Raw genomic sequence first — 13,193 nt, forward strand, 5'->3', positions numbered from 1 at the left:
TCAGAGTCCCGGCCTGGGCGCGCGGACACCGAACAGCCGCAGCAGCGACATCCGCCCGGCGCGGGCAGGCTCCAGTTGCTGTTTCGGCATGATGCACGGCGCTGCCGGAGGCGCGCCGAGCGTGGCAACGAGGGCCTCGATCTCTTGGGCCGAGGCGGCCACATTGGCCTCGGGCCGGAGCAGGTCGGCAGAGTGCAGCATCAAGCTTTGTTCCACTGATAGAGCCATGTTTCAGTCAGTTTGCGTCCGTAACCGGCGATATGGGCGCCAAGTTCCACCGTGGCGCCCGCCGGGGCGACCACATCCAGGACGAGACGCCATATGTCCATTCCGTCCAGTCGTTCAAGGGTCTGATTCACGATCTCGCCCTGCTGGACCGAGACCACCGCCTCGACCTCGGCGTTGCCGGGCAGGTTGCCCAGCAGACCGCCCTTGAAATCAATGACGAACTTGCGCGAATTGGGATCATTCTTGCCCCCCGACACGCCACCGTGGCCCGCGCGGCTTTCCGCCACATGGGCAATGTCGGCGCGTTCGGGAAGCGGCAGGTCGCCCCAACGCAGGCGATAGGCGAACTCGCGTGCATCGCCGGCGACGATGGTGCCTTCGGGCACCCAGAACGCCACGATATTGTCGTTCGTCTCATATTCGGTCGGGATCTCGACCAGACGCACCGCACCCTTGCCCCAGTCGCCGACCGGCTCGACCTCGACCGAGGGGCGGCTTTCGTAATGCGCTTCGGCATCCTGATACAGGGCGAAATCGCGGTTGCGCTGGTGCAGGCCAAAGCCCACCGGGTTGTGTTCGCCGAAATAGCTGCTGGCCAGCCGCGGCGGATTGTTCAGCGGCCGCCAGATCCGGTCCCCGTCGGCGCGGCGGACGGTCAGCCCCTCGCTGTCGTGAACGTTGGGGCGGAAATCGTCAAAGCTGGCGCGGTTCTTTTCACCGAACAGGAACATCGAGGTCAGCGGCGCGACGCCCAGCTGCGTTACCGCGCTGCGGAAGAACAGCCGGGCCGTCACCTCCATCACCGTTTCGACGCCGGGGGTGATGACAAAGCGGTAGGCGCCGGTGACGCTGGGGCTTTCCATCGCGGCATAGATCACCGCGTGCAGGCTGCCGCCCTTCGGCCGTTCCAGATAGAACCGATCGAAGCGCGGGAATTCCTCGGGCGAGGTGGTCGCGGTGTTGATCGCAAGTCCGCGGGCCGAAATACCGTAAGAGTTGCCGCGGCCAAGCGCGCGGAAATAGCTGGCGCCCAGAAACGCCACCAGTTCGTCCTGCACATCCAGCCGGTTCAGCGGCACCGACATGCGAAAGCCCGCGACGCCCGGCAGGTCGACATGCGGCGCCACCCGTTCGGCCAGCGCACCGCGATATTCGAAATCGTCGGTCGAGAACTGCATCTCTTGCACGGTGCCGTCGGTGACGTCGAACAGGCGCACCGGCGCGCCAAACAGCCAGCCAAGATGGAACGCCTGCACCCGGAACTGGCTGTCGGTGCCGGTCCAGCGGGCGCGGTCGGTGCGGAAGTTGATCGCGCGGTAGTCGTCGTATTTCAGTTCGCCCAGAAAGCCGGTCAGATTGGCCGGATTGGCATGGGGCCGGGTGGCTGCGGCGCGCATTTCCTCGGTCAGCCAGTCAAAGCTGAACTGCTGCGGCGCAGCGACAGGGGCGGGCGCTTCCACAACCGGGGCGGCTGCCTCTTGCGCGTGCAGAGGCAGGCCCGACAAGCCGCCCGCAACAAGCGCGAAAGACGAGCTTGCTGCCGAAAGAAGCGCGCGGCGATTGACCCGCGCAGAGGAGGAGACATTCAGGCTCATGTGATGTGACGGCGTCCGGATTCCAGAGGCTTGCGAGGCGAGGTCGGAAGATTCGCTTTCGTGAGCAATATGGTTTTGTGACGGTGACTTGCAAGCTCGGCCGGTGCCGTGGCCGCCCGGTAAGCGCGCTTTCGCCTAACGTGTGTGCAAATAGCCGCTTGCGGTGTCGGCCCTTCCGGTTTCGCATCCGCAGAACGCCCCGGCCGCGGCAAAGCCGCCTGAATGCTGCGCCGCAATCGGGCGCAAAGGCAACGCGCCGCGGGGCCATCAGGGCACCGCGGCGGGGCTGGTGTCAAAGCGGCGAATCGTTGGGCTGGTCGGTTTCGGGCATCTGCCGGGGATGCAGGAAAACCAGCGCCTCCCCCCCGCGGATCTCTTGCTGGGGCTTCATCCCCGGGGCGATCCTCTCGGCGGCCTCGGTCAGTGCCTTTTCGACATCCGTCAACCCGTGCCGCTCGGCGTAGCCGATCAGGGATATCAGATGCGGCACCAGCCAGCCGTGCCCGGAATCGACCGTGCGGGGTTTGCGGTCATGACCGGCGAGGGGGCTGATGTTCGATCTGTCCGGCTTCGGTTGCGCCATTCTTTCCTTCCTTCCCGAGTCCCCGCCGCGGCATCGGCCGCGACGCAAGGGATGCCCCGACCGTGGTCGTGTCCGGGGCGACATGGCGGTGCATGGCCGCGCCCGACGTGTTACGTCATGCCGTCACGCGATGCGGCTGCATCACGTCATGGTCGATCCCCGAGAACGCCCGGATCCGCGCAACCCGTTCTTCCGAACAGTCCATCAGTGCCGCCAGCGCCGTTACCTTGCCCATCGGCTTGGGAGTGCCGAGATAGCCGTGGGGTGCATTGCCCGACCGTTTCAGCACCCGGTCCATCACCGGATCGATCACCGCGACCGCATCGGTCACGCCGGCCGACATGGCGAATTCGAAGGCGCCGATCATCACCTCGCTGGTGACATAGGAAATCGAGTTGCTGGCCCGACCGCCGGTCAGCACCTCGGTATCGACGCAAAAGCGCGTGGCTTCCCAGCAGGTGGCGCTGCGCAGCGGCGGCTCGCCATCAAGGATCGCGCCGAACACGTCCGACAGCATGTGCGGGCCGGTGGTCTGCAACAGCCGCATGCAGCCAACCACCCGCCCTTCGTCGTCGACGCTGATGACATGGGCGGGGTCAAGATCGTCGAAGCGGTCCCGCTCCATTCCCTGCGAGACGCGGACATCCCAACCCAGCCGGTCGGCGAAGACGCGTTTGCGCAACCGAAACATGTCCTTCACGAGAGGTTCATGTTCTCGAAGGTTGAGTGAATCGATGATGAAGATCATCCTTGGTATCCCCGGAGTTGCGAAACTTGCCCTATAGTTGCGCAAACACAGCTTTTAAGACTATCGGGGTTTTCCCGTAGTCATCGGGGGAAATGGGGATATTCGTCCGGGGTTTGTGGCCAGTTTGTCGCAAGGTGCCGGCGCGGGGCAGGATCTGGTGCTACGCCTTTCGGACAGGGTTCGGGATGGCCTGCCGTCAGCGCGGATAGATCATCCCAAGGCCGATCGCGCGCCCTACCGCCTGAACGATGGACAGCGTTCCCAGCTTGTCACGCGCCGAGCGCAGGTGAACCTCGACCGTGCGGTGCGAGATGTTCAGGATGTCGCCGATGTCCATCTGCGACTTGCCGGCCGCCACCCATTGCAGCACCTCGATTTCGCGCGCGGACAGCCGCGGCTGGCGCAGCGCCCGCGAAATCACGTCAGAGCGCATCACCGCATCGTGCAGATGCACTGCCGCCGCCTGAAGATCGCCCACCACCGCACGCTTCAGCTTGTCCCATTCCGCGCGCGAGCAGGCCCGGGTGACCGACAACAGCCCGCGGTCGCCATAGGGGCCGCGCACCGGAACCGTCAGACCTTGCGGGGAAATCCCGAAATCGCCCGCAGCGAAGAACACGGCGTGAAACCGCTCGTCCCGGTCAAAGCGGCTCCAGTCGACCGGGGCGATGCTGAGGGCCGACTTGTGGATCGTGGGGTCTACGCGGTGCAGGTTGCGCCGCATGTAATGCATCTTCCAGGCGTCGGGATAGTTGGCATAGCCCTGCACCGCGCCGGTCAGCGGGCTTGTCGTGGCATAGGACGCGTAGTCAAAGCCAAGCTGGGCGCAAAGCTGATCGAGATATTCCAGACAGTTTTCGTCGCTGGTGTCGACGGTGCTGAGGTCGATGATGTCCATCCCGAAGACTCCGCTCCGGCCGTGGGTCTGGCCGGTCTCCCTGACGTCTGTCTATCACACTCACCCGCAGGATGGGAGGTGGCCAACTGACGTAAGGTCAGGAATGGCGGCCTGCCGCCTGCGACAGGGTCAAAGAATGCCCCGGCTGGCCGCGACCGAGGCCGCCTGCGCCGCTGTCTTGGCATTCATGCGCAGTGCGGCGCCCTTCAGCCGCGCCTTGACCGCGCTTTCCGAGATCCCCAGCGCAAAGGCCATCTGCTTGTAGCGCATGCCTGTGGACAGCATCCGCAGCACCTCGACCTGACTTTCGGTCAGGGCCTGCGGTTCGTTCACATGCGGCGTGACAAGCATTTCGCGCAGCTGCTGCATCTCGGCATCGGTGAATTCTCGGTCGGTGCGGGCGAAGATGCCGAAACTTTTCTTCGGCACCGTGCCGCGGCCGGGCAGGCAGATCGCCGCCCCGAAGCGCAGCCCGAACTGGCGATAGCGCGCCATCACGCCCAAGGGGTCGGCGATGTCGATCTCGCTCCAGCGGCGGGCGCCAAGATTGGTCAGGGTCCAGCGCATCAGCGGATCCTGAAGCGCAAGGCCGCGCGCGGTGTAGAGATCGACGAAGGTTTCGGGAAAGGTGTTCAGCTCATCTTCGGGCGAGTAGAAACCAAGTCGCAGTGCGACATAGAAGCCAGCCGTTGCGATCTGCAGGAAGGCGCCTTTCATGTCTGGCAGATGCATGATCTTGTGATGTTCCATTGTGATCCGGCAGGCCGTAAACTGGCAGTCGACGGGCATGATGACGTGCCTCGCCTTGATACACAACCTGCGGTCGGGAACAAAGCATGATGAACCTTCTGCGCGTGCGGGATCTTCTGACGGCCGTTGCCAACCACGCCGAATGGCAGTTCGCCATCGGCGTCCGGGTCCGGTTTGCCAATCCGACGCTGCTTTACCAGACCTATCCGCCCGAGTGGCTCAAGCTTTACAGCGATCAGGCCATGATCTTTTCCGATCCGACCTTGCGTTGGGCGATTGAGCATTACGGAATCTGCCGCTGGGCGGATCTGGCGGATCAGGACGAGGCCGGGGTGATGGCCAAAGCCGCCGAATATGGGCTGCGTCATGGCATCATCGTCTCGGTGGGGGATGAAACGGGTCGAACGCTGGGATCTTTCTGCCGGTCAGACCGCGATCTGACCGAGGCCGAGACCGCCTTTGCCGCCGCCAGCGTGCAAGAGCTGCACAGCCTTACCGAGGGAATTGGCGCCCTGAGCGAATCCGCCCTGTCGGAATTGCGCAGCCTGAATGTCGGGCTTCGGCGCGATCCGCGCCCGTAAGCGATCATGTGGTGCGCCCCGTTCCTCGGGGGCGTTGGGTGGTTTTTTCCGTCGGTGCAAACGGATGGTTTCCGTCGTGGAAACGGTGTGACGCCTGTTTTCCGGGCATGGCCGGGTTTTCGTTGCTGCTAACTGACTGGTCGGTTAGTAAGGGCCATGTCGTCGGACCCCATCCCAGACCCGACTCGGCCTGCTGGCGGACCGCGGTTCCGCCGCCGGGCCGAGGCGCGCCCCGACGAGGTGCTGGATGCGGCGCTGGATCTGTTTACCCGGCAGGGCTTTGCCGGCACCACGGTCGAACAGGTCGCGCGCCATGCCGGTCTGTCGAAGGCTGCGGTCTATCTTTATTTCCCCTCGAAGCAGGCGCTGCTGACCGGGCTGGTGCGCCGCGCCATCGTGCCGGTCGCGGACGAGGCGCTGACCCGCATCGCAGCCTATCGCGGCGATCCGCGGCCGATGCTGCGCCAGCTTCTGACGCTTGTGGCGGAACGGCTGGCCGATCCGAAGGCGCTGGCCGTGCCGGTCGTGGTCCTGCGCGAGGCGGTCTCGGTGCCCGAGATCGCGGCGATGTATCGCGAGGAAGTAGTGCAGAAGATGGTGACGGCGGTGGTGCGGCTGCTGCGGCAGGGGGTCGAGGGCGGCCATATCCGTCCGGTCGATCCCGAACTGGCGGTGCAATCGGTCATGGGGCCGGTGTTTTTCCATCTGGTTCTCAATCAGGTGTTCGGTATCGGCCGGGCGCCCTTGGCGGACTTGCTTGAGACCCATCTGACGATCCTTTTTGCGGGACTGGAACCGGAGGCCGGGCGATGATCCTTGAAACCTTGGCGGGCGTTGTCGCGGCGCTGTTCGGCGGCGCCGAGCCCGCGGTCTGGACCGGCTACACCGAGGCCGAAACCGTGCTTGTGGCCCCGGTTGCGCCGGGACGCATCGTCAGCATCAAGGTCCGCGCCGGCGACAGCGTCGCCATGGATCAACCGCTGGTGACCCTTGATGCCGCGGCCGACCACGCGGCACTGGCCGCGGCCGAGGCGGCGGTGGCGGGGGCCGCAGCCCATCTCGACAACCTGCGCACCGGGCGGCGGCCCGAGGAGATCGCGGTGATCCGGGCCTCGCTGCACCGGGCCGAGGCCGATCTGGGTCTGGCGCAGGTGACGCTGGACCGCTCGGCGCAGCTTCTGGCGCAGGGGCGGGTGCCCGAGGCGACGGTGGATCGTGACCGCGCGGCGCTGACGGCGGCGGCGGCGGCGGTCGAGCAGCTTCGTGCCGAACTGGCGGTGGCCGGTCTTCCCGCGCGCAAGGCCGAACGGCTGGCCGCCGAGGCGGCGCTGGCGCAGGCCCGCGCCGGGGCCGAGGCCGCGCGTGTCGCCCTGCGCGAACGCGCGCTTTCCGCCCCGCTGGCCGGCCGGATCGAGACCCGCTTTCGCGAACCGGGCGAAGTGGTGGCGGCCGGGGCGCCGATCCTGTCGCTTTACGACCCCGACCGGCTTTTCGCGGTGTTCTTCGTGCCCGAAGCCGCCCGGGCCCGGCTGCGCCCGGGCGAGCGGCTGTCGCTGTCGTGCACCGGCTGCGTCGAAGGTCTGACGGCGACGCTGACCGAATTGGCCACCGATCCGCAATTCACCCCGCCGGTGATCTACAGCCGCGAGGAACGCGCGCGGCTGGTGTTCCGCGCCAAGGCCATGGTGGCGCCCGGCGCAGGCCTTTTGCCGGGTCAGCCGGTGACGCTGGCGCTGCGGCCATGACACGGGGGGCGGGTATGGCCGGCAGACCAGTCCAGCCGGGGCAGGGCCCCGCCGGTCCTGCCAAGACGGTGCCTTCCGCGATCTCGGTCCGCGGGCTGACCAAGGCGTTCCATGGCCGCCGCGTGGTGGATGATTTCGACATCGAGGTGCCGACCGGCGCGATCTATGGCTTTCTGGGCCCCAATGGGTCTGGCAAGACCACCACGATCCGGATGATGTGTGGCCTGCTGACGCCCGATGCCGGGCAGGGCACCTGCCTTGGCTTCGACATCCTGCGCGACAGTGCTCGGATCAAGGCGGCGGTGGGCTACATGACCCAACGCTTCTCGCTGTATGAGGATCTGACGATCCGCGAAAATCTGGATTTCATCGCGCGGATGTATCGGCTTGACGACCGGCGCGGGCGGGTGGCGCGGGCGCTGGCCGATCTCGGCCTTGCCGACCGCGCGGGCCAGCTTGCCGGAACGCTGTCGGGTGGCTGGAAGCAGCGCCTTGCGCTGGCCGCCTGCATGATCCACCAGCCGCGGCTTCTGCTGCTGGACGAACCCACCGCCGGCGTCGACCCCAAGGCCCGGCGCGATTTCTGGGACGAGATCCGAAGGCTTGCGGCGCAGGGTGTGACGGTTCTGGTCTCGACCCATTACATGGACGAGGCGGTCCAGTGCGATTTCATCGCCTATATCGCCTATGGCCGGAAGCTGATCGATGCCCCCGCCACGGAAATCCCGCAACGGCTGGGTCTGGTCACATGGCGCGTCGAAGGCCCGGCGATCACGGCGCTGGAAGCCGAGTTGCGCGCCCGCCCCGGTTTGCGTCAGGTCGCGCGCTTCGGCGCGGTGCTGCATGTCTCGGCCACCGATGCCGGGGCGCTTGACCGGCTGGCGGGCGAATTTGCGGCCCGCGGCACCCACCGCTGGCAGCGCCAGACGGGCGGGCTGGAAGAAGCGTTCATCTGGCTGATGGCCACGGCGCGCGACAATTTCGCCGCGGGTGGCGCATGAACGCGCGGGGGCAGGGCTTCTCGGTGTCGCGGCTCTTTGCGGTGCTGGCCAAGGAATTCATCCAGATGCGGCGCGACCGGGTGACGTTCGCCATGATGATCGGCATCCCGATCATGCAGCTCATGCTGTTCGGCTTTGCGATCAACTCTGACCCGCGTCACCTGCCGACACTGGTCGAGATGGCCGACACCGGGCCGGTCAGCCGGGCGCTGCTGGCGGGGATGGAGACATCGGACTATTTCGACATCAGGGGCCTTGTGGCCAGCCCCGCCGAGGCCGACCGCGCGCTGCGCGACGGGCAGGCCACCTTCGTCGTGGTGATCCCGCCGGGATTTGAACGCGACGTGCGGCGGGGGCTGGCGCCCGAGGTGCTTTTGTCCACCGACGCCTCTGACCCGACCGCCGCAGGCGCCGCGGTGGCGGCGCTGCCGGGGATCGTGGCCGGCGCCGTGGCCGAAGTCTGGCCCGATGCGCCCCCACCGCAGCCCTTCGCCGTTACCGTGCATCGCCAGTTCAATCCCGAGGCGCGAACCTCGACCAATATCGTGCCGGGTCTGCTGGGGATCATCCTGTCGATGACCATGGTGATGATCACCGCCGTCGCCATCGTGCGTGAAAGCGAGAAGGGCACGATGGAGACGCTTCTGGCGACCCCGGTCCGGCCGATCGAGGTGATGGCGGGCAAGATCGCGCCCTATATCCTTGTGGCCTATGTGCAGACCGCGGTTTTCCTTGTCGCGGCGCGTGTGGTGTTCGACGTGCCGTTTCTGGGCTCGGGCGGGGCATTCTTTCTGGGCTTCAACCTTTATGTTGTGGTGAACCTTGCGCTGGGGCTTCTGGTCTCGACGCTGGCGCGCAACCAGATGCAGGCGATGCAGATCTCGTTCTTCACCATCCTGCCCTCGGTGCTGCTGTCGGGGTTCATGTTTCCCTTCGCCGGGATGCCGGGCTGGGCGCAGGCGCTTGGATCGGCCATTCCGGCGACCCATTTCGTCCGCATCACCCGCAAGGTGCTGCTGAAGGGTGGCGGCCTGCCCGAGATCCTGCCCGACATGGCCGCGCTGCTGGCGATCCTGCTGGTGATCGTGGCGCTGGCGCTGCGCCGCTATCGCCGGACGCTGGACTGAACGACGCCCTCGCGGATCACCACGACAGCTTCTATCACCCATGCCGGCTATCCGTCAGAATGCGCCCCAGAAAAGCGAGTCCCCCGACCCATGACCTTCCGGTTCCTGCATTCCTCGGATCTGCATCTTGGCAAGCCCTTCGGCGGCTTTCCCGAAACCATTCGCAACCGCCTGCGCGAAGCCCGCCACGGCGCAATCGCCCGGCTGGCGCAGGCTGCGCGCGGGCAGGGGGTGCGGACCATCCTGCTGGCGGGCGACACGTTCGACGCTGAAACTCCGGCCCCCGACACCCTGCGCCATGCGCTGCGCGCCATGGCGGCCGAGGCCGATGTGACATGGGTGCTGCTGCCCGGCAACCACGACAGCCTTGCCGCGACCGAACTCTGGCGCCGGGCCGCCGCCGATGCCGCGCCGAACCTTTGCCTTGCGCTTGAGGCGCGGCCGATGACGCTGGCCCCCGGCGTCACGCTTTTGCCGGCCCCCTGCGCCCGCCGCCGGTCCGGCCGCGACCTGACCGAGTGGATGGAGGACGCCCCCTCTGACGGGCTGCGCATCGGGCTGGCCCATGGCGCCGTCACCAGCTTTGACGGCGAGGACGGCGGGCCCGGCCTGATCGCGCCTGACCGCGCCGCCCGTGCCCGGCTGGATTATCTGGCGCTGGGCGACTGGCACGGCACGCTGGCCATCGACGCGCGCACCCATTATTCCGGCACGCCCGAGCCCGACAGCTTCAAGCATGACGCCCCCGGTGGCGCGCTGCTGGTGGCGATCGCCGCGCCCGGTGCGCCGCCCGCCGTCGAGCGGGTCCGGATCGGCGCGCTGCGCTGGCAGGTGGCCGACCTTGCGCTGCTCCCGGCCGAGGACGGGGCGGCGCGGCTGGGCGCGATCCTGCCGCCGGTGACCGATCGGCGCGACTGTCTGCTGCGGCTGGTGTTGCGCGGGCGGCTGCCGCTGCCGGCACGCGCGGCGCTTCTGGCCGCCGCGGCCGAGGTCGCGCCCGATTTCGGCTGGTTCGATTGCGCCGACGCCGCGCTGGAAACCGAGGCGCGGCCCGATGATCTGGACCTGATCGACCGCGCCGGCGCGCTGCGCACCGCCGCCGAGGCGCTGCTGGCCGAAGCCCGTGACGACACCCTGCCGGCGGACCTGCGCGAGGCCGCCTCGGCCGCGCTGTCGCGGCTTTATGCCTTCGCGCAAGAGGTGCAGGGATGAAACTCCGCTCGGTCTCGCTTGCCAATGTTCGCCGCTTTGCCGGCCGCCGCGCCACCATCGACGCCATCGGCGATGGCATCACCGTGCTGGCCGAGCCGAACGAGTTCGGCAAATCCACCTTCTTCGATGCGCTGCACGCACTGTTTTTCGAACGCCACCGCAGCCGCGCCAAGGCGGTGATGGCGCTGCAACCGCATTCGGGATCGGCCCCCGAAGTCGGGGCCGACCTTGACTTGCCCGAGGGCCGGTTCCGCATTGAAAAACGCTGGCTTGGCCGGCCGTTCGCCCGGATCACCGACGCCGCGGGCCGCCTGATCGCACAAGAGGACGAGGCCGAGGCCTGGATTGACCGCCTGTCCGGGGGCGGGCTTCTGGGGCCTTCGGGGCTGTTGTGGGTGCGGCAGGGGGTTCTGGGGCTTGAACCCGAAGGCGCAGGCGGGGCCGAGCGTGACCGGCTGCTGGCCAGCCGGCGTGATCTGCTGTCCTCGGTCGCGGGCGAGATCGACATGATGACCGGCGGGCGGCGGATGGATGCGGTGCTGGCGCGGGTGACCGAGGCGCTGGCGCCGCTGGCGACCGACCGGCTGCGCCCGAAGGCGCGCGGCGACTGGGCTGTGGCGCTGGACGAGGCACAGGCGCTGGCCCTGCGCGAGGCCGATCTGGCCGCCCGCGCCGCGGCGCTTTCCGGCGCGCTGGCCGACCGGCATCAGGCCGAAGGCCAACGCCGCGCGCTGGACGACCCCGAGGCGCAGGCCGCGCGGCAGGCCGCCCTTGCCGAGGCGCAGGCCGCCTATGCCATCGCCACCGCCCATGCCGCCCGCATGACCGAGGCCGGGCAAGAGGCGCGTCTGGCCGACCTTGCCGCCGATGCTGCCGCGCGCGATCTGGCGACGCTGGCCCGGCAGAACGAACAGGTGCAGACCGCCGAAGCCGCCCATCTCGCAGCCCTGGCCGAGCGTGACCGCGCCGCCATCGCCGCCAGTGCCGCCCGCACCGCCGAGGCCGAGGCCGCGGCGCAGGCCGATGCCGCGCGCGGGGCAAGCGGCGCGCTGCGCGCCCGCCTTGCCCTTGCCCAGCAGGCGCGGGCCGCGCAGCAGGCCGCCCGCGACCGCAGCGACCTTGCCGCCCGCCTGGCCCGCGCCGAAGAGTTCCGCCGCCGCCACGAAGCGGCGCTGGCACGGCTTGCCACGCTGGCCGTCACCCCGAAGGCCGTGACCGCGGCCGAAGATGCCACGCTGGCGCTTGACCGGCTGCGCACCCGGGCCGAGGCGCGGGCCGTCACGCTGGCCTTCGATTATGACGGGCCGGCGCGGGCCAGCGTCGAGGGCCAGCCGGTTCAGGCCCCCTTGCGGCTGACGCGCGCGGCGGTGATCGCGCTTCCGGGCCTTGGCCGGCTGACCGTCGATCCCGGCGAACGGGCCGATGACGACCTGCCCGCGTGCCTCGCTGCCGCCGAAGCGGCGCTGACGCGGGCGCTGGCCGGGTGTGGCGCTGCCTCGCTGGCCGAGGCGCGGGCGCATCTTTCCGCCGCCACCGCCGTGCGCGAAGATGCCGGGCGGGCGGGCGAACTGCTGGCTTCGGTCGCGCCCGAGGGGCTTGAGGCATTGCGCGCGGCACTGGCGCGGGCCGAGGCCAGTGCCGCGGGTGCCCCCGACGGCGGCGCTGCGGCCGAAGATCCCGCGGCTCTTCTGCCGGCGCTGGATGCCGCCGATCTGGCCGAGGCCGCGGCCCTTGCCGCCGCCCGCGCCGCCCATGCCGCCGCCGCCACCGCGCGCGAACGTCTGGCCGGGGCCGAGGCTGCCCTGTCGGCCTGTGTCTCTGCGCTGGCGGCCGCACGCGCGGAAGCGGGCGATCCGGCGCTGCGCGAGCCCCGCGCTGCCGCCGCCCGTGCGGCCGTGGCCGAGACTGCCGCCCGGCGTGCCGCCGCCCGTGCCCGGCTTGAGGCGCTGGCCGCCGCCGCGCCGGACATGGACAGCGCGCAGGCCCGGCTTGACCGGGCGCAAAGCGTGATCGACCGCACCGCGAAAGAGCGCGCCGAACTTGCGCGCCGGGTGGCGGAACTGGATGGTTTCATCCGATCCGAGGCCAGTCTGGGCCTTGAAGAAGAACTGGCCGAGATCCGTGGCCGCCGCGCTGCCGCCGAAGCCCGCGCCGCCCATTGCGAGGCCGAGGTCCGCGCGCTTGCCCGCCTGCGTCATGCGCTCGACGAGGCCCGTCGCGCCGCGCGCGATGCCTATTTCGGCCCGGTGACGCAAGAGCTGCGCCCGCTGCTGGCGCTGTTGCACGACGGCGCCGACCTGCGGCTGGATGACCGGACGCTGCTGCCCCTTGCCCTGACCCGCGATGGCGTCGACGAGGGGCTGGAGATCCTGTCGGGCGGCACGCGCGAACAGATCGCGATCCTGACCCGGCTGGCCTTCGCCCGGCTATATGCGCGGCGTGGCCAGTCGGTGCCGGTGATCCTGGACGATGCGCTGGTCCACAGCGACGATGCGCGGATCGAGGCGATGTTCACGGCGCTGCACCGCATCGCGCGCGATCAGCAGATTCTGGTGCTGACCTGCCGACAGCGCGCCTTCGCGGCGCTTGGCGGAGAGCGTGCAACGGTCCGGATCGAGACGCTGGCCTGATATCGGGCGCCGCAGCGAAAGGCACCATCCGCGGCGCCCGGCTGCGTCCATTGTCACTGCGCAGCCCCGCCGGGATCGTGGTGGGGCTTGCCCCT

General features: G+C 68.7%; 13 protein-coding genes. 7 read left to right on the top strand and 6 right to left on the bottom strand.

All coding sequences use genetic code 11. The features are described from left to right. From CRO07_RS01655 to CRO07_RS01680, 6 genes are all read right to left on the bottom strand, one after another. Positions 1 to 201 (bottom strand): hypothetical protein, encoded by a 201-nt coding sequence (locus tag CRO07_RS01655; RefSeq protein WP_097028934.1) that lies wholly within the window; start codon positions 199 to 201, stop codon positions 1 to 3. Then, a complete protein-coding gene (locus CRO07_RS01660; RefSeq protein WP_097028935.1) occupies positions 201 to 1,823 on the bottom strand; it encodes a glucan biosynthesis protein in 1,623 nt (540 codons plus the stop codon). The genes CRO07_RS01655 and CRO07_RS01660 overlap by 1 nt, the downstream gene beginning before the upstream one ends. A gap of 292 nt (positions 1,824 to 2,115) precedes the next feature. Next, positions 2,116 to 2,406, bottom strand: a complete 291-nt coding sequence (locus tag CRO07_RS01665) for a hypothetical protein (RefSeq protein WP_097028936.1) — start codon at positions 2,404 to 2,406, stop codon at positions 2,116 to 2,118. Between the two features lie 115 nt (positions 2,407 to 2,521). Beyond that, complete coding sequence (locus CRO07_RS01670) at positions 2,522 to 3,154, bottom strand: acyl-homoserine-lactone synthase (protein WP_097028937.1); 633 nt, start codon at positions 3,152 to 3,154, stop codon at positions 2,522 to 2,524. 196 nt (positions 3,155 to 3,350) lie between these two features. Then, complete coding sequence (locus CRO07_RS01675) at positions 3,351 to 4,052, bottom strand: LuxR family transcriptional regulator (protein ID WP_097028938.1); 702 nt, start codon at positions 4,050 to 4,052, stop codon at positions 3,351 to 3,353. Between the two features lie 129 nt (positions 4,053 to 4,181). Then, the gene (locus tag CRO07_RS01680) at positions 4,182 to 4,841 is read right to left on the bottom strand and encodes an autoinducer binding domain-containing protein (RefSeq protein ID WP_097028939.1); all 660 of its coding nucleotides are present in this window, start codon (positions 4,839 to 4,841) and stop codon (positions 4,182 to 4,184) included. Positions 4,842 to 4,888: 47 nt separating this feature from the next. Here CRO07_RS01680 and CRO07_RS01685 point away from each other — a divergent pair, with 47 nt between their 5' ends. The 7 genes from CRO07_RS01685 to CRO07_RS01715 all read left to right on the top strand — a co-directional run bounded on the left by CRO07_RS01685 (position 4,889) and on the right by CRO07_RS01715 (position 13,098). Continuing rightward, complete coding sequence (locus CRO07_RS01685; protein ID WP_097028940.1) at positions 4,889 to 5,383, top strand: autoinducer binding domain-containing protein; 495 nt, start codon at positions 4,889 to 4,891, stop codon at positions 5,381 to 5,383. A 156-nt stretch (positions 5,384 to 5,539) separates the two neighbouring features. Continuing rightward, positions 5,540 to 6,196: a TetR/AcrR family transcriptional regulator gene (locus CRO07_RS01690; protein ID WP_097028941.1), complete on the top strand. Its 657-nt coding sequence runs from the start codon at positions 5,540 to 5,542 to the stop codon at positions 6,194 to 6,196. Continuing rightward, complete coding sequence (locus tag CRO07_RS01695; RefSeq protein ID WP_097028942.1) at positions 6,193 to 7,128, top strand: HlyD family secretion protein; 936 nt, start codon at positions 6,193 to 6,195, stop codon at positions 7,126 to 7,128. The genes CRO07_RS01690 and CRO07_RS01695 overlap by 4 nt, the downstream gene beginning before the upstream one ends. 14 nt (positions 7,129 to 7,142) lie before the next feature. Further along, positions 7,143 to 8,129, top strand: a complete 987-nt coding sequence (locus CRO07_RS01700; protein ID WP_097028943.1) for an ABC transporter ATP-binding protein — start codon at positions 7,143 to 7,145, stop codon at positions 8,127 to 8,129. Beyond that, complete coding sequence (locus tag CRO07_RS01705) at positions 8,126 to 9,256, top strand: ABC transporter permease (RefSeq protein WP_097028944.1); 1,131 nt, start codon at positions 8,126 to 8,128, stop codon at positions 9,254 to 9,256. Before CRO07_RS01700 ends, CRO07_RS01705 begins: the two co-directional genes overlap by 4 nt. A gap of 90 nt (positions 9,257 to 9,346) precedes the next feature. Beyond that, positions 9,347 to 10,468 carry a metallophosphoesterase family protein gene (locus CRO07_RS01710; protein WP_097028945.1) on the top strand — a complete coding sequence of 374 codons (1,122 nt, stop codon included), beginning with the start codon at positions 9,347 to 9,349 and terminating at the stop codon, positions 10,466 to 10,468. After that, the gene (locus CRO07_RS01715; protein WP_097028946.1) at positions 10,465 to 13,098 is read left to right on the top strand and encodes an AAA family ATPase; all 2,634 of its coding nucleotides are present in this window, start codon (positions 10,465 to 10,467) and stop codon (positions 13,096 to 13,098) included. The genes CRO07_RS01710 and CRO07_RS01715 overlap by 4 nt, the downstream gene beginning before the upstream one ends. Positions 13,099 to 13,193: the final 95 nt, after the last annotated feature.

The organism is Cereibacter ovatus, from assembly GCF_900207575.1.
Lineage (GTDB): Bacteria > Pseudomonadota > Alphaproteobacteria > Rhodobacterales > Rhodobacteraceae > Cereibacter_A > Cereibacter_A ovatus.